20 protein-coding genes are annotated in these 20,631 nt (G+C 63.8%); 9 read left to right on the top strand and 11 right to left on the bottom strand.

What is annotated here, in order from left to right; translation table 11 throughout:
- Positions 1-230: 230 nt before the first annotated feature.
- Complete coding sequence (locus MAIT1_RS13330) at positions 231-2,459, bottom strand: SUMF1/EgtB/PvdO family nonheme iron enzyme (protein WP_085443419.1); 2,229 nt, start codon at positions 2,457-2,459, stop codon at positions 231-233.
- A gap of 374 nt (positions 2,460-2,833) precedes the next feature.
- On the opposite strand from MAIT1_RS13330, the gene MAIT1_RS13325 reads away from it, so the two are divergent.
- Genes MAIT1_RS13325 through MAIT1_RS13310 form a run of 4 tightly spaced genes read left to right on the top strand, consistent with a single transcriptional unit; the run spans position 2,834 to position 5,665 of the window.
- A complete protein-coding gene (locus tag MAIT1_RS13325; protein WP_241893479.1) occupies positions 2,834-3,340 on the top strand; it encodes a YqaA family protein in 507 nt (168 codons plus the stop codon).
- Between the two features lie 32 nt (positions 3,341-3,372).
- Positions 3,373-3,723: an arsenate reductase (glutaredoxin) gene (gene arsC / locus MAIT1_RS13320; RefSeq protein ID WP_085443418.1), complete on the top strand. Its 351-nt coding sequence runs from the start codon at positions 3,373-3,375 to the stop codon at positions 3,721-3,723.
- On the top strand, positions 3,720-4,421 hold the full coding sequence (locus MAIT1_RS13315) for an MORN repeat-containing protein (RefSeq protein ID WP_085443417.1): 702 nt from the start codon (positions 3,720-3,722) through the stop codon (positions 4,419-4,421). The genes arsC and MAIT1_RS13315 overlap by 4 nt, the downstream gene beginning before the upstream one ends.
- A gap of 26 nt (positions 4,422-4,447) precedes the next feature.
- Positions 4,448-5,665, top strand: a complete 1,218-nt coding sequence (locus tag MAIT1_RS13310; RefSeq protein ID WP_143814836.1) for a formylglycine-generating enzyme family protein — start codon at positions 4,448-4,450, stop codon at positions 5,663-5,665.
- A 547-nt stretch (positions 5,666-6,212) separates the two neighbouring features.
- Here MAIT1_RS13310 and MAIT1_RS13305 read toward each other — a convergent pair.
- Genes MAIT1_RS13305 through MAIT1_RS13295 form a run of 3 tightly spaced genes read right to left on the bottom strand, consistent with a single transcriptional unit; the run spans position 6,213 to position 7,713 of the window.
- Complete coding sequence (locus MAIT1_RS13305; RefSeq protein ID WP_143814835.1) at positions 6,213-6,479, bottom strand: hypothetical protein; 267 nt, start codon at positions 6,477-6,479, stop codon at positions 6,213-6,215.
- A 42-nt stretch (positions 6,480-6,521) separates the two neighbouring features.
- Positions 6,522-7,214, bottom strand: a complete 693-nt coding sequence (locus tag MAIT1_RS13300; RefSeq protein WP_085443414.1) for a hypothetical protein — start codon at positions 7,212-7,214, stop codon at positions 6,522-6,524.
- A 58-nt stretch (positions 7,215-7,272) separates the two neighbouring features.
- Entirely contained in the window at positions 7,273-7,713 is a 441-nt protein-coding gene (locus tag MAIT1_RS13295) for a hypothetical protein (protein ID WP_085443413.1), read from the bottom strand.
- Positions 7,714-8,304: 591 nt separating this feature from the next.
- Between MAIT1_RS13295 and MAIT1_RS13290 the strand changes: the two genes are divergently transcribed.
- Entirely contained in the window at positions 8,305-8,595 is a 291-nt protein-coding gene (locus tag MAIT1_RS13290; protein ID WP_085443412.1) for a rubredoxin, read from the top strand.
- A gap of 4 nt (positions 8,596-8,599) precedes the next feature.
- Positions 8,600-9,127 carry a toxin-antitoxin system YwqK family antitoxin gene (locus tag MAIT1_RS13285; protein WP_085443411.1) on the top strand — a complete coding sequence of 176 codons (528 nt, stop codon included), beginning with the start codon at positions 8,600-8,602 and terminating at the stop codon, positions 9,125-9,127.
- A gap of 138 nt (positions 9,128-9,265) precedes the next feature.
- Here the strand turns inward: MAIT1_RS13285 and MAIT1_RS13280 are convergent, their stop codons facing one another.
- Positions 9,266-9,613, bottom strand: a complete 348-nt coding sequence (locus tag MAIT1_RS13280; RefSeq protein WP_198947892.1) for a hypothetical protein — start codon at positions 9,611-9,613, stop codon at positions 9,266-9,268.
- A 493-nt stretch (positions 9,614-10,106) separates the two neighbouring features.
- Here MAIT1_RS13280 and MAIT1_RS13270 point away from each other — a divergent pair, with 493 nt between their 5' ends.
- Positions 10,107-11,378 (top strand): cyclic di-GMP phosphodiesterase, encoded by a 1,272-nt coding sequence (locus MAIT1_RS13270; RefSeq protein ID WP_085443409.1) that lies wholly within the window; start codon positions 10,107-10,109, stop codon positions 11,376-11,378.
- 108 nt (positions 11,379-11,486) lie between these two features.
- Positions 11,487-12,632, top strand: a complete 1,146-nt coding sequence (locus MAIT1_RS13265; RefSeq protein ID WP_085443408.1) for an NAD(P)/FAD-dependent oxidoreductase — start codon at positions 11,487-11,489, stop codon at positions 12,630-12,632.
- 51 nt (positions 12,633-12,683) lie between these two features.
- Here the strand turns inward: MAIT1_RS13265 and MAIT1_RS13260 are convergent, their stop codons facing one another.
- The 3 genes from MAIT1_RS13260 to MAIT1_RS13250 form a co-directional block, all read right to left on the bottom strand.
- A complete protein-coding gene (locus MAIT1_RS13260; RefSeq protein ID WP_143814834.1) occupies positions 12,684-13,340 on the bottom strand; it encodes a hypothetical protein in 657 nt (218 codons plus the stop codon).
- 281 nt (positions 13,341-13,621) lie between these two features.
- A complete protein-coding gene (locus MAIT1_RS13255) occupies positions 13,622-15,625 on the bottom strand; it encodes a hypothetical protein (RefSeq protein WP_085443406.1) in 2,004 nt (667 codons plus the stop codon).
- Entirely contained in the window at positions 15,622-15,927 is a 306-nt protein-coding gene (locus tag MAIT1_RS13250) for a hypothetical protein (protein WP_085443405.1), read from the bottom strand. Before MAIT1_RS13250 ends, MAIT1_RS13255 begins: the two co-directional genes overlap by 4 nt.
- Before the next feature lie 49 nt (positions 15,928-15,976).
- Between MAIT1_RS13250 and MAIT1_RS13245 the strand changes: the two genes are divergently transcribed.
- Positions 15,977-17,896, top strand: coding sequence for an HAD-IIIC family phosphatase (locus MAIT1_RS13245; RefSeq protein WP_085443404.1), 1,920 nt, complete (start codon positions 15,977-15,979; stop codon positions 17,894-17,896).
- 13 nt (positions 17,897-17,909) lie between these two features.
- Here MAIT1_RS13245 and MAIT1_RS13240 read toward each other — a convergent pair whose 3' ends face one another.
- From MAIT1_RS13240 to MAIT1_RS13230, 3 genes are all read right to left on the bottom strand, one after another.
- Entirely contained in the window at positions 17,910-18,344 is a 435-nt protein-coding gene (locus tag MAIT1_RS13240) for a MarR family winged helix-turn-helix transcriptional regulator (RefSeq protein ID WP_085443403.1), read from the bottom strand.
- Positions 18,345-18,597: 253 nt separating this feature from the next.
- Positions 18,598-19,542 carry a GNAT family N-acetyltransferase gene (locus tag MAIT1_RS13235; RefSeq protein ID WP_085443402.1) on the bottom strand — a complete coding sequence of 315 codons (945 nt, stop codon included), beginning with the start codon at positions 19,540-19,542 and terminating at the stop codon, positions 18,598-18,600.
- Positions 19,543-19,544: 2 nt separating this feature from the next.
- Positions 19,545-20,519 (bottom strand): polysaccharide deacetylase family protein, encoded by a 975-nt coding sequence (locus MAIT1_RS13230; protein WP_085443355.1) that lies wholly within the window; start codon positions 20,517-20,519, stop codon positions 19,545-19,547.
- Positions 20,520-20,631 lie beyond the last annotated feature (112 nt).

The raw sequence follows: 20,631 nt of genomic DNA, 5'->3' as shown, positions 1-20,631 counted from the left end.
CCTCCTGCCCACAATGGGGCACAAAGCTAAGCTAACGAGGGTCCAGGGAAATCATTTCCCTGGCGGGTCGAGGGCAGCGCCCTCGCGGGTCCAGGGCGGCGCCCTGGTCGGGGTCTGGGGCGAAGCCCCAGTCTCTCCACTCTTCTCAGCATTTCACTGCTTAATAAACGCAAACGTCCGCGCCAGTGTAACCGGCGCGGACGTCATGTGACCAGCGGGATTGCGTGGAATCAGCGCGCTTGCGCCGTCATCGCGGCGGGCGGCGGACCGACGCGCACCAGTCGGAAGCCCAACGACGCATGCTTCAACTGCGGCGGCAGACCGTGGCGACGGCTGGCGCGCAGCGACTCATCCCCCTGACTACGCCAGCTACCGCCACGCACCGCGCGGTTGGGGCTGTCAGCGTCGCCATGGGGGTTGCGCAGTCCGTCGCGACGACTGGCGATCTTGTGGAAATTCTCGCGGTAGCCGTCGGCGGTCCACTCCAGCACATTGCCGGACATATCATACAGACCCAACGCATTGGGGGCCTTGCCGCCCACCGGCTGGGTGCCCAACGGGGCATTGCCATTATGCCACGCCACCACATTGCTGGAGCCGCCGCAGGGACGATCCGCCGGACCGCCCGCGCGGCAGGCGAACTCCCATTCGGCTTCCGTCGGCAGACGATAGCGCGCGCCATCCGTGGACGCGGCATTCAAACGCCGCACGAACTCCTGCACGTCGCTCCAGGAGACCTGCTCCACCGGGTAGTTGGGACCGTTGCGAAATTGCGACGGGTTTTTCTTCATCAAGCGGGTCCACTGCTCCTGAGTCACCTCAAACCGCCCCATCCAGAAGCCATCCACACAAACGCGATGGGCAGGGGTCTCGGCGCGGGTGATCTCCGCGCCATTGGCGCCCATCTTATAGCAGCCGCCCGGCGCCCAGGCGAAGGTGACGCCCGAACGCGGCTCCTGGAATAGCGCCGCCATGGCCGCGCGCGGCGACGGCGCGGCGGGCTTGCTCTGCGCCACGGCCTTTCTCATCGGCGCAGGTTGCACGCGCGACGGCGTCACGCGCTGGGCGCGCGCCTGCTGCACTGGCGGCGCAACGTGGGTGGCGCGCGGAAATGAAAACGCCCCCGAAACGGGGGCGGCGGCGGCTTGCGGCTTGAGCGGAGCGGACCGGTTATGCCCCATGGTGGGCGGCGTAACCGATTTGCTCGGCGGCGCCGATCCCGGCGCGGCTTGCGCGGCGGGGATCGGGCCATCATAAGCGTCCGGCGGCGTCAAAGCGCCTTCGATGTTGGCGGCCGGGGCCGGCGGAACCGGCTCCATGGGCGCGGTGGGAACCACCGGCAGCAGCACTTCAGGCGCCGGAGCCGGAGCAATAGTTTCCGTCGGCGAGGAGACTTCCAAAGTCACCGAACGACCGGCGCGCAGCAGTTTCGATTCCGCCGTCTGCGGATCCCAGGAGCGCAGCGCGCCGTCAGGGCTCAGAGTCAGCGGCATGGCGGTCTCTTGTGCATCAAAGGCGACCACCGCCACACCCTCGGGAGGCGCTTGCAGGCTATACCAAGGCTGCCCGGTTTCGGCGTCCCACAGAGTGATGGCGTGATCACGATCGGCGGAGAGCAGACGCTTGCTATCGCGGGAGAAGGCCAGCGAAGCCACCGGGCCGTTGTGGCCTTGCAGCACGCTCACCGGCTCACGAGTGGTGGTGTCCCACAGGATGATGGCGCCCGCGCCGTCAGCGGAAGCCATGCGCTTGCCGTCAGGCGAGAAGATCAGGCGGGTGATGTGCCAAGTGTGGCCTTCGAACACGCCCACCTCTTCACCGCTCACCGACTCCCAATGGTGGATCAGGCGCGGATCGGCGGTATCCACCGACACCGCATAGCGGCGGTCGGGGGCGAAGCTGATCAGACGGGTTTCACGCGGTTGAATGCGCAGAATGCGACCGGACTTGGCGTCCCACAGACGCACCGTGGAGTCGGCCCCGCCGGTGAGCACAAAGCGCCCGTCCATGGAGAAGCTGACCGCCTGCACCACCCCGCCATGACCGCCCAGAGTCGCCTCCAGTTTGCCGGTGGCGGCGTCCCACAGACGCGCGGTGCGGTCGTTGCCGCCAGTCACCACGCGGCGACCGTCGGGGGAGAAGCTGATGGAGGTCACGCCGCCTTGATGGCCGCGCAGACGCGACAGCAATCCGTTGTTGGTCAAATCGCGCACCGCCACCGAGCCGTCGGGTTCGGCTTCGGCCAGCAGACGACCGCCGGGAGAGAAGGTGGCCGGGATATGCGCTTCCACAGGAACCATGGGCCCCAGGGGCGCTAACATGGAGGTCTGCTGCTGCATGCCCGCCGGGGCCAGACCATTGACCGGGGCCAGACCATTGGCGTGCGCCATCGGCGCGATAAGGGCCGCAGGCATCACTGCGGCGGCCACCAGAGTAAACAACCGTTTTAAGCTGACCATGGCGTCATGTTCCGGGTTGGTGGGCGCAACGTTTCGCGGACATTGCGCGCCGTTTTTACCGCGTTAACACGCTATCTGAGTGCGTCAGACAAGGCTCGTTTCGACACTTTTGCCGTCGAACTTGACGCATTTTTCGCATCTTATGCAAATCCGCTGGCGACCGCAGCCTGAACCGGCAGCCGCAAAATATTTAGCATATCCCATAAAATCATAAACTTAAACATATTCACTACAGGCGAACAGCGCCAATGCACCGTGCGCCTCGTCATATTGCGTATCAAGGATTGTGCCGATTTCTCATCGCTGGGGGCAAGCGAATTTTCCGTTACAGCATCGCCACAGCCTGTGCGCCACAAGACGCCATGCCTTTGGCGATGATTTCTGGCACACTGTGGCGCGCCATGACCGCCCTGTTTCCACTTGATGCGGCGCTGGCGGGGCTGTTCGCCTCCGCCTTCATCGCCGCCACCCTCTTCCCCGCCTCCTCAGAAGCGCTGCTGGCGGCGCTGCTGCTGCAGGACGCCCACAATCCGTGGCTGCTATGGGGCGTGGCCACCCTCGGCAACGGCCTGGGCTCGGTGGTCAACTGGATGCTCGGCGCGTGGCTGATCCGCTTTGCCGACCGGCGCTGGTTTCCGGTCTCGCCGCAAGCGCTGGCGCGCGCCCAGGAGCGCTTCGCCCGCTATGGGGTGTGGAGCCTGCTGTTCGCCTGGGTTCCCCTCATCGGCGACCCCCTCACCGTGGCCGCCGGCGCCCTGCGGGTGCGGCTCTGGCTATTTTGCGTGTTGGTATTTTTCGGCAAAGGGGCGCGATATGCTATCATTGCCGGTCTGTTCCATCCGGATGTGTCGTCCGGTCTGTTTGGCGCCTTCTGGTACTGAGCGCCGCTGAACCGTTGGGGAGTATCTTGAAGATGTCCGTCACCATCTATCACAATCCGCGCTGCTCCAAGTCGCGCCAGACGCTGCAACTGCTGCAAGAGCGCGATGAAGAGATCACCGTGGTTGAATATCTGAAAACCCCGCTGGACCGCGCCGGGCTGGAGCAGGCGTTAACAATGCTGGGGGAGGAGGATCCGCGCGCCATGATGCGGGTGAAAGAGGCCGAATATAAGGAGCAGGGGCTGGGCGACGCCGCAGTGACCCGCGAGCAGCTGCTCGACGCCATGGCCGCCACCCCCAAATTGATGGAGCGCCCGCTGGTGGTGAAGGATGGCAAGGCGGCTCTGGGACGCCCGCCGGAGAAGGTGCTGGAGATCCTGTGAACGCACGGCCCCACTGGCGCCGCCGCTGGACCCATGTGGGCGGCGCGCTGCTGCTGTGCGTCACTCTGAGCGCCTGCGGCAATATCAAAGAGGGCATCGTCGGCGTCGGCAAAGGGGTGGGTCGGGTGGCCAACTGGCTGCACCCGGACCAACCGCCCCTGCCCATCTCCGTCGATATTCCCCAGGAGTTGGCGCAGATGCCTCGCGCCATGCTCAAGCTAGGCGACAGCTCCGAATATGAGGGCACGGTGGACGCGGACGGGCTGCGCCACGGTTACGGCATGCAGGTTTGGCCCGACGGCGCGCGTTACCAAGGCGCGTTTGAACATGGCGAACGCACCGGCAACGGCGTCTTCGTCTGGCCCTCGGGCAGCCGCTTTGAGGGCGGTTTCCTCAATGGCAAGCGCCATGGCCCCGGCGTGTTCGTGTGGCCCAACGGCTCGCGCTATGTGGGCGAGTACGTCAATGGCAAACGCCACGGCCAGGGCAGCTTCTACCCGGCGGGCGAGACCGTGGTGGTGTGCCAGGAGGCCCCCCGCGAGGAGACCCAAACCTGGAATCGCGGCCAACTGGTGGCCCGCGCCCCCGCCGCCACTCAGCGCAACGCCATCGATCCCGAGCAGATGGGCCAGGCCGACGCCATGGGCTCGGCCTGGAGTCAGCGGGAGTTGACCCTGCCCCCACCCCGCCTGCGGTGATCGCTCTGCGCACCGAAGGTGAAACGGTGGAGCAACTGCCCCACGACCCCAACGCCTCCGCCCTGCCCATCCCGGCGCAAACAGAGATGCCCAGCCAATCGGCCCATGACGTCACCCGCCAGCCGCAACCGGCGCAGTCGCTGGGGATGCAGGCCAAGCGTGACGCCGCGCCGCAAGCGCAACCAGCCAGCGCCCCCGCATCGGGCCTGCCGGCGCAATCCGACGCCGATGCCTCCGCCAAACGCCCGCAATCCGAACAGGAGGCGGAGTTCGTCGCCTCCATGACCGCTGGGGATGAGGCGCTGGCGCAGCGCCCGGCGGCGTCGCTGGAGGAGCTGATGCAGCGCGCCGGTTCGGTGCAGGTGTCAGCGGCGCCCATCGCCACCCGCCCCCATGAGCGCGACGCCGCCAAAAGGCAGTCCAAAATGGTCGCCGATGCGCCGGATATCTCTGGCGTGTGGCGCTCCGGCCAGGATACAGCGCAGCCGCAGCAGCGCAATCTGTGGCACGACCCGCTCATCGCCATGGGCTATGTGAAGATCCCCGGCGGCTGCTACCCCATGGGCGACATCAATGGCCAAGCCAATGAGTTGCCGGTGCACGAAGTGTGTGTGGACGACTTCTGGATGGCGCGCCATGAGGTGACGCGCAAACAGTGGACCCGCGTGATGGGCAAGGCCCGCGCCAGCGATTCGGTGATTCAGAATCGCCAACAGAGGGAGAATGACGAGCAGGGCGACCACCCGGTCACTCAGGTCTCCTGGCACGATGTGCAGACCTTCATTGACCGTCTGAACAACTCCGGCGCCGGGCATTTCCGCCTACCCACCGAGGCCGAATGGGAGTACGCCTGCCGCGAGGGGGGACGCAAGCAGACCTTCTGCGGCGGCGAGGATCTCGACTCCCTGGCGTGGCACAGCGGCAACAGCGGACGCGAGAGCCACCCGGTGGCCACCCGTGCGGCCAACGCCTTTGGCCTGTTCGACATGACCGGCAACGCCTGGGAGTGGGTCAACGACTGGTACGCCAAGGACGCCTATCGGGTCTCGGCGCGACGCAACCCCACCGGTCCCGGCACAGGGCGCGAAAAGGTGTTTCGCGGCGGCGGCTATCTGAGCAACGAACGCTATTTGCGCGCGGGCGTGCGTTACTATTTCCCACCGGATCGCCGCTTCAATCTGCTCGGTTTCCGCTTGGTGCGCATGGCGGAACCGTTTACCGGGCAGTCCAAATATAGTCGCTAGCATTCAAAACTGAACATTTGGGCGCTGGAAGATATCGAGGGCTCCGCCCTCGAGCTCCCAAGATCAACAGCCACACCGTGATTCGGGCCATCCACCCCCGCCGGCCCCCACCCTCGGGCTCGCTGCGCGAGTCCGATTTGGCGTTCCTGCCAAATCGTGGGCGCCGCCCTGGATTGCACACCATTGGCGCTGGGGCCGCAGGCCCCAGACCCCGCCGTCGGCCAGCCGACGGCCAATAGTTAGCGCAAGCTGTACCTACGTCACGCAAACATTGGACGTTCTGTGCAGTTTTGGGTTTGACTCACTATATATCAGCAGAGCGCGCGCTGACTCTATTGTCGGAAAATTGACGAGTTCTCTCCCGCCATAAAACTGGCGCCGAAAAACTCTTCGCCACCGGTTGCGCGCCACGGGTATTTGCCAGAGTTTTGACAAACCCAACACGCCACCCGCTGCTTGTGTAGTCATTACGTCAAAGAGCCCCCATTTCTTGCGAGATGGGGGCTTTTTTATCCCTGTGCGCGAATGGATCAGAGACCCATCAGGCTCACAGCAGTTGGGCGCTCTCATCGGTCAAATTGCCCGCTTGAGTCTGCAGGGCTTGACCGCTGTTATTGAGCAGTTCATTAAGCACCTCATCCACCAGATCATTGATGGCGCGATTCACCGGTTCGCCACTGCTGATGGAGACGGTGTCGCCCGCCGCAGCGTGGGCCTGTTCACTGTCACGGGCGCCCATGGTCATGGCTTGAGCCTGGACGGAAGCGCTTTGCGCGGCGCTACTGCGCGGTGCGGTTTGCGGAATAACGGACATGCTTCACCTCGTCGTGTGCGTCATCAAATTAAGTGTGCGCGATCAGGCGTTGCGGCCATCGCCGGAGAGCTGCTGCAAACGCAGCGCGGCGGCTTGGAAATCGTGCAAGCGCAAACGCCAGGCGCGATAGTCGGCGGGCGCGGTCTGTTCGCGGCCGCTCTCCAAAGCCTGCGTCAATTGACGCGAGATGGCGGTTAGATCCAGTCCACGCGGGGCCGCCTCGGGCAGCGCGCCGCCCAGCATGCTCTGCATGGCTTGAATATCCGCCGCATCCATGCGGCTGGCCATCTCATCCAACAGCGATTTCACGCCTTCCGGGGCTTGGGAAAAAAATGGCTCCCGGGTCGAGGCGTCGTCCACAGCGGACGGCCCGGACACGGACCCGGAAGCCCCCTCGGAGCCCACTTCCGCGTCCCACGACGCGGTCAGTTCCTGCAACATCGCCATCTCCTCGCGATTGAGCGCCTGTTTCAGGTGTTCCGGCGCAAACCCCAGCGGACGCTCGCCAGCGGCGCCCAGATTGGGGTGGTAGGCGACCGAACGCCCCATGCCATTGGCGGCCATCATTGCGGAGGCCGCATTGAGGCTGGGATAGGCGGTATTGGGCGCAGACGCGTCACCGGCGGCGCGCGCCAACGCCTGGTCGAAACCGACCTGGGAAGCGGCGCCGTTCTTGACGGTGGCGGCCTCTGTGGGCCGGGGGCTTTTGTGCGCCCCGTGGGCGATGGTCAACATGTGCAACCTCCAGTGAGGCATCAGGTTTTATGGCGTTTGCGGCGTGACTGACTCAACGTCAGTTGGCGCCCGCTTCGCCCAGAGCCGCTTCGAAAGCTTCGAGCAGCATATGTCTTTGAATGTAGTCGCCGGGCTTGATCTGGCTACGCGTGTTTTCCAACTCGCGTCGCATGCGGGTCACATGGGCCCGATAGGCGAACTCCGGATTGCTGAAGTCAACGCTGGCGTCACGTTCGGTCCCGTTGATGGCCGAGGCGTAGAACAGACCTTCGAGCATCTTCATTTCGGTATCGGTGAACACCGAGGCCATGCGCTCCCAAGCCTGATGCGCCGCCGCTTCGGCTTGTTGCGGCGGAAAGCTCCATGCGTGTACCGTGCCAACCTCAAACAGCGAATCATCGCGGATCTCATCCACGGTCTGTTGCAGATCCTCATCGACCGGCGCCATGGGCTCGAAAATCCCGCCCGCCAACGGATTGCGCGCATTGATTGCGTCCATCGTGCGTACTCCCTGCTTCATCTTGTTGCCCTCGCCCAATGCTGCGGCGAGGCGGCCAGCCAGTGCGCTCGACTCTCTGGATTGGTCGCTTGTGCGCACGGCCTGTCGGGGAACGGAACGGATTAACAACACCGCCGTCAGCCCTGACAAAGCAATCGTGGCGCCACTCAAATGATCATTCCCGGTATATGAGGGTTATACATTGTTAATCAAAAGGTTTTCCAATCATTGGAATCTGTGTGCCTGCCCCTTGCGTCAAACTTCCGCCATCCTTTCCACAGCGGCGAAATGGCGCGCCACGGCCCCGGCGCAAGCGCGCCCCATCCTGGCCGCACAGCGGAAAAAGGCCGCAGATTTGGGAAAAAATGGGGGCGCTGCTGTCCAAAGTATTGAAGAATGATCGCATCAGAACCGATGCATGGAGGCATGATGCGTCACTTTGCGCGCGCTGAGGGCTGTCCGCGAAACGCCCGCCGCTGCGCCAGTGGCGTCACGCATAGACCAGGAGAGGTCGACGGCGCGCCGCGATGCGCCATCGGCCAATCGACGCCAGCCGCAGTGCGCGCTGGGGTCGCTCGGGAAGGGCTTCCCATGACCGTATGGTACTGTTTAAGCTGCGACTACACCTACGATTCGGAGCAAGGGTCATCCTCCGTCGGCGCGCCGCCAGGCACTGCGTTCGACGCGCTGCCGGACGATTGGCGCTGCCCGCTGTGCGGCATGTCCAAAGAGCATTTTCTCAAAGAGGGCGCCGCCTGCCCCAACGAACTGCCGGAGCTGCAGTGGGATGATTCCGAGGATGAGCCGGTGGATTTGCAAGAGGCCGACGAGGGCGAGACCAATGCGCTGCTGGCGCTCAGAGACGACGAAAAGGAGGAGTGACGCCATGAAGACGCCACTGACCCGCGCCCGCCTGCTGGGACTCATCGCCGCACTGCTGCTGGCGGGCTGCGGCCCCACCGAGATGCACGAATTGGAGATCCGCGGCGGGCTCTACTACAAGAAGGGCGAATCCTCCCCCTACTCCGGTCCGGCGGTGGCCTACTTCCCCACCCGCGACGAGGATGACGACAAGAAGATCTACAAGGAAGCGTTCTTCGCCAATGGCAAACCCGACGGCACCTGGGTGACCTACTTCCACAACGGCGGCCGCAAAGAGGTCAAATACGCATTTGGCAAGATAAACGGCCAAGTGCGGGTGTTTGACGCGCGCAGCAAGGTTCGCGAGGAGACCACCTACGTCAACGGACGCCGTCATGGCGGCCAGACCGCCTTCAACAAAGAGGGCAAACCGGTGGAGAACCACTTCTATAAAGACAACATCCGCCGCCCCTATCTGCAGCCGGGCGAACGCACCGAGTTCAAGGAGTCAGTCAAGGCGGAAATGGAAGCGACCGCAATGGAGAATCAGTAAAGCGCGCGCTCAGATCCAACCCGGCGCAGGGCGTACGGGTCGATCTGATGGCGATTTAGAGCCTCTAAAAATAACGCGCTGCTGGCGCGACCCACGCACCGCTGGGCCGTCGCGACGCCTTCATGTTGCTAGAGATTCTTAGAGGCTGAAGGAGGTGGAGCCGCCTTTTTTGCCCAATCCCAGCGCCTCGCCGCGCAGACGCTTGAGCCAGGAGGACTCATCCTGACGCATGCGCAGGGCGTATTCGCGCTGAAAGTCGGCGAACTCCTGGCTGTGGAAATTGAGGATGCGATAGCGCCCGTCGCCGCAGTGACGACACTGGGTGCCGGAGCTGGCCCAACCGGCGTCGCCGCCTTCGCTGCCGGTGCAGTTGGTCTGTCCGCAGCGCACTTCGCCGCAGTGGCTGCAAACGTAGATGTGCGCGGGGCGACCCCCGCAAATGGGGCAGCGCAGATTGGCCGAACCCAGTTTCTTCTCTTCGCTCATGGTGTGTGCTCCCTCTGGCCGGATTGAACCGGTCTTGCTTTCGGCGCCCTGTGGCGACGCCGTTTGGGATGAATATATAGGACGCGCGCGCGCGCTGGGCAAGGGGCAAATCCCACCTGGCCAGCCTGCGCGCCCATTTTTTGATGCAAAATGCATGCATAAGTTGCATGTTGTGAAAAAACAGTAAGATGGCGCAATCTTACCGAATCTATTCGGACAAATTTTCCGATCTTGCCCACAGTTTTTCCCACCTGTACGGCAAGCTTTGCGCACGATCCCGACCATCTGGGGCAAAACCCGATAGGATGGTTGACGAGGAGACGACGCCTCGCCAAAATGGAAAGGCTGTGGGCGTCCCTATCGGGAACCTCGCGCCACATTATGCTGTCCCTGTGTTACAGTCGCTTTTGGAGGCGATTTTCTCCGACAAAGCGGCATCCATCATTGCCGATGGCCACTTCTATTATTCGCTCAACGCTGAAGGCTGCGCGTCATGATCAAAAAAATTCCGGTTGAGAGCCTTGAGCCGGGCATGTTCGTCCACGATTTCAATAATCAATGGGACGAGAGCCGCGGCGTGGCCCCCGATGGTCTGGACGGTCCCAAAATGATGGCCAGCGATGCCGACGTGCGCGCCGTGCTGGCCCACGGCGAAATTCGCGAACTCTATATCGACACCGACCGCGGCGCCGATGTGGAGGGCGGGCTCTCCCGCGAGGAGATCGAGGCGGAGTTGGCGCAACAGATGATGGAGTTGGGCGACGACGATGACGATTTCGTCCAACCGTTCCAGCCCGACGTGCAAGAGCGCCCCATGGAAGAGGAGATGGAGCACGCCGCCGAGGTCAAGACCAAAGCGCGAAAACTAGTGGGCAATCTCCTCGACGACGTGCGCCTGGGCAAAACCATCACGGTGGGACCGGTCAAGGAGATGATGAAGGAGATGGTGGAGTCCATGTTCACCAACAAGGACGCCATGCTCTCCCTGTCGCTGATCAAATCCAAAGATGAATACACCTTCATGCACTCGGTCAACGTGGGCGTGTTCCTGGTCGCCTTTGCGCAATCCATGGAGCTCTCTCCCGAGGAGATCGTGCATGTGGGCGTGGGCTCCATGCTGCACGACATCGGCAAGATGAAGACCCCGCAAGAGGTGCTCAACAAGCCGGGCAAACTCACCGACGACGAGTTCCAGATCATGAAGGACCATGTGGTGTGGTCGGCCAAGATCCTCGGCGACACCCCGGGCATCCATGAGATCAGCATGCACATCGCCGGACGCCACCACGAACGTTGGGACGGTTCCGGCTATCCTCATGGCCTCAAGGGCGAAGAGATCGGCCAGTTCGGACAGATGGCCGCTATCGTCGACGTCTATGACGCCATCACCTCGGACCGCTGCTACCACAAGGGCAACGACCCCCACCAGGCGCTCAAGCGTATGATGGAGTGGAGCAAATTCCACTTCAACGGGGAGCTGTTCCAGAAGTTCGTGCAATGCGTGGGGATCTACCCCATGGGCACCCTGGTGCGACTCAACAACGGCATCCTGGGGGTGGTGGTGCAGTCCAACCAGGGCAGCCTGCTGCACCCGGTGATCAAAGCGCTGATCGACTCCAAAGCCAAGAAGAAGCTCAAGCCCACCCGCGTGGACCTGCTGCAGAAGAAGGACGCCGAGGCTTGGAAGGTGGTGGGAGTGGAGCCGCCGCGCAAGTGGGGCGTGGATCCCAAAAAACACATGGACAAGCCGGAGATGTATCAATAAACCCCACAGCCATCCGCACTTGTCGCCCTTTTCTGCGCGCGCCGTGAGCACTCATTGGCGCGCGCTGTTGTGATGCGCACTATCTGTTTTTCCAACTGAGGTTATCCCATGCGCCATTATCAGGTCACCGTCATCGGCAGCGGCTTTGCCGCCCTGGCCGCCATCACCGCCCTGCGTCAAAAATCCGCCAACTGCCGCTTGGAGATCACCATGATCGCCCCCAAGCGCAACTTTCTGCATCTGCCCAGCTTGATCTGGATCCCCTCGGGCATGCGCAGCGCCGACGAGATCAACCTGCCGTTGGACGACTGGCGCGAGTCCCTCTCCATCCAGTATGTGCAGGCCAGCGCCCAGACCCTGGAAGAGGGCGGCCGCGTGGTGGTGACCACAGACGGCCAACGCATCCGCAACGACGGCCTGATCATCGCCAGCGGGGCCGCTTACATGGCCAAGGCGCCGGGCATTGAACACACCCTCAACCCCTGCGCGGGCCTCAATCCCACCCAAACCTTCGCTCGCCGTCTGGAGAAGATGGGCGGCGGCAAGCTGGCGTTTGGCTTTGCCGGCAACCCCAACGAGCCCACTGCGGTGCGCGGCGGCCCCATGTTCGAATTCCTGTTCGGGACCCACACCCTGCTGCGCCGCCAGAAGCGGCTGAAGGATTTTGAACTCACCTTCTTCTCGCCCATGCCCAAACCGGGGCAACGGTTGGGCGAAAAGGCGGTCACCGGGCTGTTGGCGGGCATGGACCAGCGCGGGATCAGAAAGCATCTGGGCCACAAGATCAAAGGCTTCACGCCCAATTGCGTGAAGACCGAAGGCGGCGAGGTGGAGGCGGACATGATCCTCTTCACCCCCGGCGCGTGCGGTCAGGCGTGGTTCAAGAACACCGGCCTGCCGCTGTCGGCGGGGGGCTTCATCATCGGCGACGCGGGATGCCGCGTGGAGGGGGTGGAGCGGGTCTACGTGGCGGGCGACGCCGGCTCCCTGCCTGGCCCCGATTGGCGCGCCAAACAGGGTTATCAGGCGGGTCTGCAAGCCGAAGCGGCGGCGGTCAATCTGCTGGCCGAACTCAAGGGCCACGAGCCTACCGCTCAATTCAAGAATGAGTTGATCTGCATCGTCGACACCCTGGAGAGCGGTTCGCTGGTGCGGCGCACCCCCGGGCGCACCTGGATGGCCCCGGGCGGACGTCCACTGCACTGGCTCAAGCGCTTTTTGGAGTGGCGCAACCTGCAACCCTATCGTTTCTAATCATGTCGGCGCGCGCAGGGGATCCTCTTCGCCTGCGCGCGCCACACACCATCACGCCGCCTGAGTCGCGCCAGATTGCTCCGCCAGCCAGTTGATCTCGTCGATCACCCGCCCCAGCAGCATGAACACCAGCACCGAGTTGACCAGCGCGAACAGCACGCCGACGGTGGGCAGAATGGTCAAAATCCAGGTCACGCAGGCGCCCTGCATCAATGATTCGGAGAAGCGGGGCCGACTCCAGCCCCGCGCATCCAGCAGTTGGTTGTAGCGCCGCACCCAGCCCAATCCGGCGCGAAACGTCCAGTAGAAGTTGAACACCGGAATCAACAACAGCAGCGCCATGCCCCACGGCGACGGCGCTTCGGCGTCCCCCGCTTCACGCAGCGCCGCCCAGCTCGCCTGCACCAATTTGATGAACAATCCAATCACCGCCAGCCAGCTCAACGCCATCAGCGCCAGACCGGGCTTCATCTGCTCGATGAGCGGATCGAACAGCGATTCGAGCATCTCCGGATTGATCTGCGATCCGCCAAAGGCGAGGGTTTGGATCTGATCCTGCAGATCCAGGAACGGTTGCGGATTGCTCTCAATGGCGCTCACCGCCTGCAGCGCAAAGGCGATCATCCCCACCAGCGGCAGCCCCAGAATGCCGCCGATATAGAGCAGTTTGGACGCGGGTTTCGCCGCCTCAGAAGTCACGGTTTGCATGATGGATGTCTCTTTCATGAGCTTAATAGTCGTGCGAAATCAAAAGGCGCAGGCGGGACTAATGTTTGCGTGACGCTGGCCCGGCTTGCGCTGACTATTGGCCGCCGACCAGTCGGCGGCGGGGTCTGGGGGCCGCGCCCCCAGCGGGGTGTGGGGCGGCGCCACACGGTGTGGAAGTTGGGGAGCTCGAGGGCGCAGCCCTCGATATCTCCCATTTCCTCGATAATACAATGTCCGATTTTGGCTTCCCGTGACGATATAATGCCCGCTGCTTGGAGCAATCACCCCGGGATATCCAGTTCGCGAATATAGGTGGCCAGCTTGTCGCGGGCGGCCTGCTGCTCACCGGCCAGCTTCTGCTGCGCCTGACTCTCCTGCTCAATGCGGGTCTCCAGATCGTCCAACTTCTGCAATGTGCGCTCGTAGAAGCGGCTTTGACGCGGCGCGGCCTGCAGATTCTCGCGCACCCGCGCCTGATCCTGCCGATGCTCTTCGGCGCGATCGCGCGACTCCTGCATCGCCTGCTCCAGGCGCGCCTCCTCCCCCTTGAGCTGGGCGGCGCGACGCAGCGCCGCGCGCAACGTCTCGGAGAAGGCGCCGTCGGTAGCCCACGCCAGCAGACGGGAGGGCGCGCCATTGAGTAGAGCAAAGCGTTCGCTCTCGTCACGCTCCTCCACCACCTCAAAGCGTCCGCTGCTCCCCGCCGCCAACGGCCAGGAGAAGGCCAAGGCGCCATCATCCAGCGTGGTGGGGGCGCTGCTGCTGTGGGCAATGCGCCAGCCCGGGCGCAACGTGCGCTCAATGACCAGCAGACGCTCACGATCGTCGTCATTGCGCGCCGTATAGCTCTCGCTGCGCTGACGCTTGTGGCGAATCCACAGCGCGCCATCGACGATGCGCCCGCCAGTGATGCGCCGCTCGCCGCTGCTCTTGGGCGGCTGTAGCGTGACTTTCATATCCAGACCGTGGGTGAGCAACTGCTCGCCGCCGGGAATCAGATCCGGCAACTGCGCATCGCCCGCATAGAGCCCGGCGCGCCAGACGGTGACCGGCCCGGCGGGCAGATGGGTCCCAAAGCTATTCTTCAAGCGCAGCCCCAGCCAGGGGTGGTCGCGCCGCTCATCGCGACGAATCACGCTCACCGCCTCGGCGGGGATCTCCTGTCCGATGATGGGCAGCATGGCCGCCTGACCGCGCATCAGCTCCACATGCGCCACGTCAAAGCGATAAGCGGGGCCCGCGCGCAACGCCTGCGCCACCGGCGTAATGTCCGCCACCGCTGCGTCGATGGCGGGGGCGCCCGCCATGGCCTCATCGGCCATCATCTCCATCTGCGGAGCAAAATTGCGCGCCCGCATGGGCTTGGCGTTTTTGGCCATCATGCGCAGGGGCGGCGGCGGCGGTTTGGGCGCGTCAATGCGCGGACGCTGGGCGTATTGCGGAGTGTAGAGATCCTGAATAAAGGAGATGGGGCGTCCACTCACCAGCGAAAGGGAGACGTCGCGCCAGTCGCTGTCGCTGGGGTTCTCCACCATGGCCCACCCTTGCAGATAGGCCTGTCCATCCTCCCTCGCCACCAGCCGGTAGCTGGTCTTCCAGATCGGCGCCTCGGTCACATAACCGATGCGCGCGCGCCGCGTCCCGTTGCCGGGAAAGCGCAGGGTCAAGGTGTGGGTTTTGCGCGCGCGGGCGTCATCCAGCAGCGCCAAACCGCGGGTCAACTGATCACGCAGGGCGGCGTCCTCCAGACGGATCTCGCGCACATCCAGCAGCGGCACCGCGCGCAACGCGCCGGAGACCGATAGATTGACGCTCCAATCCTCCACCGTCTGCGTATCGCCCGGACCAGGCAGGGGACGCTTATCCACCCCCAGCAGCCGACCGCTCACGCTCTCGGGGCCATAGGTCACCCGCACCGGGGCGCCGCGCAGTTGGTTGAGCAGATCGGCCAACCCGGTCAACTCCTGGGGATTGATGGGCAGCGCCTCCAGACGCCGCGCCAACGGCTCCTTGGCCGGATAGCTCACCGCCCCCACCGGGCCGCCATCAAGACTCTGCAGCAGCAGGGATTTGAGCACGTCGTTGATCTGGTCGCGCTGGAACTTCAGGGCGATGGGCTGCCCGGCGGGGATCTCCCCTTCACGCTCGAAGTAACCCACCCCGCTGGTGAACAGCGCCACTTTGGAGATGGGCGGCGGCGCGGCGTCTGCCCAAGCGGTCGCACTGATGCACAGACTCCCCAGCGCCGCCAACGCGCCCCGTTTGAAGCTGCGGGCGGCGCTCATGCGGCCGCTCCCAACACTTTTTCCACCACCGCGCTGCGCGCCACCGCCATATCCGCGCCCTCGGCCTTGGCCTGCTTGAGACCATCGCCATCCACGTGGGGGCCAAAGGCGATAATCTTGGCCGCCGGGTACTGCGCCCGCAGCGCGGCGATCTGACCGCCCTTCTCACGCAGGTCCACCACCACAATCTCCGGCGCAGAGGCGGCCTCCGGCTTGGCGCAGACCCGATGGCCCGCCTTCTCCCACGCCGAACGCAGCGGCATGTTGGTCATCAAGTTATCGCACAGCAACAGGATCTCCATGAGATGTCCTTCTTAAGCTTGGGTTGTGGCGCTGCTCCCGCTATCCTAAATGGGTTCTTCTTCTGACGCCAACCAGGATCATGCCCGCGCCATGTTCGCCCGTCACGCTGGAGCCGACGCCCAGGCCCGCTTCTCCCCGCCCCATCTGACGCCTGCGCCCCATGCGCAGGACGCCGCCCGTGTGGGTCCACAGGTGGCGGCGGCCAGCCTGATGGTGTGGGATGAGCACTGCCAGGAGTGCGCCGCGCCCGCCTGCTACGCCAGTTGCGACCTGTATGAGCCCCGCGCCGATGGGCGCTGCCGCCTGCTGGAGGGGGGCTTCGCCGCGTTTGAACTCAACCCAGGCGCCGCACGCGACGGCGCGGCGGCGCGCTTTAAACGCTGGGGCCGATTGGAGGCGCGCGGCAACACCCATCTGCAACCCATCGCCCGCATCGCCTGGATGGAGCGCTGGCTCAACCGCGCCATTGCGCCGCTCACCGGCCTCGGCCATCTGCTGGCGCGCCTGACCGGCCAGGCGCGTTTCCACGGTCTGGCCTACGCGCTATTGGAGAAGTTCAACCGCTGGCGCCACGCCCACCGTCACGGACCGCAACCCGACGCCTTTCTTATCGAGGTGGAGAATCCCACCGATCGCGCCTTGGGCTTCACCCTGGGCATGAGCGTCTCGGCCAACAGCCTGACCCCAGCGCAGCGTCAGCAGTCGCTGCCCACGCCATTCGCCGTGGCCATGCCGCTGCAACCGGGCTTCAACCGCTTTGTGCTGGAGGCGCGGCTGTTTCTGGACATTCTGGAATCGGGCCTGCCGTTTGACGTCGCTCTCACCCCTGACGCCGACGCCACCGGCCACACCCTCTATTGGCGGCGGCTGGATTTCGTCCGCTTCGCCCCAGCCCCGGCGGACAACGCAACAACCTCCGGCGCGGCGCCGGAGATCAAATGCGTGGTGTGGGATCTGGACAACACCCTGTGGGACGGGACCCTGGTGGAGGAGGAGCCGGACGCCATCCGTCCCGAGACGCTGGCGCTGATCCAGCTGTTCGACCAGCGCGGCATTCTGCAATCCATCGCCAGCAAGAACAGCCACGACCACGCCTGGCCGGTGCTGCAACGCTTGGGCGTGGCGGAGTACTTCCTCGCCCCGCAGATCCAGTGGGGGCCAAAGTCCAGCGCCATCCGCCACATCGCCCAGCGCTTGAACATCCACGTCAACACCTTCGCCTTCATCGACGACTCGCCGTTTGAGCGTCTGGAGGTGAGCGAAACGATTCCGGAAGTGCTGGTGATTGACGCCCATGAGCTACACGGGCTGGCCGACCATCCGCGTCTGCAGGGCGGCGGCTCGGCGGAGTCGAGCATGCGCCGCGCGCTGTATCAACAGGCGTTTGAGCGAGAGGCGGCGCAGAGCGCCTTTGGCGCCGACTACACCGCGTTTTTGGCGGCGTGCGACATCACCCTGACCATCGCCCCCTACGCTGAGGCGGATCGCCAGCGCGTGGGCGAGTTGATGCAGCGCACCAACCAGCTCAACTTCTCCGGCGCCAAGTATGGCCCCGAAGCGCTAACGGCGCTGCTGGCGGATGAGGCTCTGGAGAAGTGGACCCTGCGGGTGGCGGATCGCTTTGGCGGCTACGGCCTGGTGGGATTCAGCTTGGTGCGGCGCAGCCCCGAGCGCATCGCCATTGAGGAGTTCATGCTCTCGTGCCGGGTGCAGGGCAAGTTCATCGAAGCGGGCTTCTTCCACTTCCTACGCGCCCCCGCGCCCAAAGCGGAGCTGTGGACGCGCTTCACCCCCACAGGGCGCAACGAACCGGCGCAGAAGATTCTGCGACATTTGGAGTTTGCGCCCATGCAGGCGCCGTGGTGGCGTCATGCGGGCGACGTCAGCCTGCTGCAGTGTGATTTTCTGCGCGTGCAAAACCCCGAGGAACTCCTCCCACAGCGCCAACAAAAAGGCGCTCAAGAATAGCTCCCGAGCGCCCTTAAGCCGTCTGGCTGGACTCCAGCTTTGCCCGCGTCTGTCGCAGTTGGGTGACCGAGTTGGCCACCGCATCGCTGCCCAGAATATCACTGACGCGCTCGCTGAGCTTGTGGTGCAGATCCTCCAGCGGCGCGCGAATCGCTTCCGCTTGCGCGGTAGGAAACACCAACTGTTCTCGGCCATCGTGTTCGGCCTGTTGGCGGCGCACCAAACCCTTCTTTACCAACGCATCCACAAACCGCGTCACCGTCGAGCGCGCCAGCCCCAACTGCTGCGCGATGCGACGTTGCGGCATGCCCGGTTCGCCCAGCACCACCCAGATCAAATACGCATGCGCCGCCGACAGTTGCACGGCGTCCTGATATTCTCGATCCCAGATGCGGTTGATGCTGCGTGATAAGGCGTTCACGTTAAAATAGAGGCACTGATCAAACATTCTGTAAATATCCCAATTATGCGCCGAAGCGTGTTTTTTTCGCCGCTACGATCCCCCAACCGCAGAAGCGTCACAAACTTTAACAAACATAACTGCCTGTTGAATAGCACTTTTTTACACAAGTTTCACAGAATGTGAATTTTCGTCACAAACAATTGCACACGCAACATGTTGTAATGCAAATAATTCTTTCTTACGTCGATTAAATAAACAGCGAATAGGTGTGGTTAATGGCGGGATTTCCCGTGGTGAATCACGATTTTGACCGTTTTGTTAACAGAATATTGCGCGCCCATCGCTTCACCTGCGCCTTCACATCATGGCGGGCCAAGGTGTCCGAGAGCAGTGAAGTGGAATAGTTGAGCGCGGCGTGGGAAGCGGCGCCCAGCAGGTGGCGGGGAGTGTAACTGAGATAAAAAATGGTGGCGCAGGGGATGGCGTCGGTGGACCACAGGCGTTTGTGGGCCCCCTCTCCTTCGGTGAAATCGAACCAGCGCGCCAGCCCGGGGTTGTCGAACAGATAACGCATCACATGGTGCTGCAACACATGACCCACGGAGAAGTCGGCATAGTCGGGATCATAGCCCAGATAGCCGTAAATCATGGCTTCATCGCGAATGGGCGCGTAGAGATAGGCCACCGGCGTATTGCCATGGAACAGCAGAAAACCGCGTACGCTGTCGGCGGCGGCCAGGGCGTTCATTTCGTGCAGAAACGCTGGGCTATCGGGCAGGCCGGCATCCAGCAGGCGTCCCTGATAGGTGCGTTCTGACAGACGCAACGCCATGGCGTGGAACAGCGACATCTCGCCCACGCCGCGATAGACCTTGAAGTGCGCTGCGCCTGCGCAGTGGGAGTCGAAGCGTTTCAGACGCCGCTTGATGCTATTGCGAGTGCGACTGGAGAAGCTCCGCCAATAGCTGTCGAAATCGCTTTCCAGGCGCGCAAAATAACGATTGTAACGATCGGCGATGTAGCGCAAGCCGCGGCTGTTCACCTGCAGCGCCGCCGCGCCGTCGTCGTCGAAAGGGAAGCTGCGCGCCAGCACCCCGGGCTCGCCCGCCTGGGGCCACGGCTCGGCGGGTGCGGTCTCGGCCAGCAACTCGGCCAGAGTATAGCCGCGCGGGGTCGCCTCCAGCATCAGCGAGGCGATGCGCCACTCACCCACATAGTAGTTCAACCGACTCTGCCCGCTCATGTTCACCCTCTCCACAGACGCCGCGCGGCCTGCTCCACCATGCGCCACGCGGTGCGCCCCCGGTGCGAACGCAGCGGCGGCGGCTGATGCGCCCAATCCTCGGTCTGCAACTGGGCAAAGCCCACGGTGTGCATCCGCTCGCGATGGCGCGCCAGGAATGCGCACACCTGGTCAAAACGCCGCAACATGAGCGGATCGACCCGCGTGCGCATCCCGTTCATCAACTCAAAACTGTGCGACAGCGTCATCACCCAACGCCAGCCGCTGCGCTGCGCCTGATCCAGCATCGCCGTCATCTCGCCCGCGCTACAGGCGGTCAGTTGCAGATGACGCCAATGGCCGGGCCGGTCTTCAAAGCCATTGACCGGCGCTTCGATCACGCCACTGGGGTGAACGAAGGGCGCGCGGGCGTCGGGCGGCGCGCTGACGACGCAATCGCGCCCCAGATAGGCTTGATCCAAACTGCTGTCCACGCCCACCCCGCGCGCGGCCAGTAGCGTCAGCGTATGATCGTCGGCGCCAAAACTACCGGCGCGAAACGCCGTTACCGGGGCCGCCCCGGCGTCGCGCAGCAGCGCCAAGCCGCGATCGAGAATCTCCCCCTGCTCAGTGGCAGAGAAGTGGTGCAGACGGCAGCCGCGCACAAATTCGCCCGGCTGCGCCAGACGCGCCTGGCGCACCGGCTCCAACCATTCGGTATGCGGATGCAGTTGCACCTCGTGTCCGCCCGCCTGAATCGCATCGACGATGCGCCTCAGCGCATCCAGACCCACGCGCTCGGCAAACAGCGGCTCCACAAAGAACACCGCCGTCAGGCCATAGTGGGCCAAGCGCGCCAATTGGAAGCCCAACCCCACCGGCTCGCCGGAAACCCCGCGACCCCATACGCAGCGCTCCACATCCTGCAACCACTGGGCAGCGTCGGCGCGCCAATCCAGCGGCCAGCTCTCCACATCCACGCTCAACACCACTTTCACCGGCTCCGCGCTCCCTCTCCACGCCGTCCAAATCCCGCGCCGCCAGGACTTGCCACGTTGTCGTTCAATCCGATAGTGTGACGCTCGGTCGTCACTCCCGGCGTCCGCGCAC

The sequence above is a fragment of the Magnetofaba australis IT-1 genome (assembly GCF_002109495.1).
Classification (GTDB): domain Bacteria; phylum Pseudomonadota; class Magnetococcia; order Magnetococcales; family Magnetococcaceae; genus Magnetofaba; species Magnetofaba australis.
Note: the sequence above shows the minus strand (reverse complement) of the source record. Positions and strands in the feature narration are given on the sequence as shown.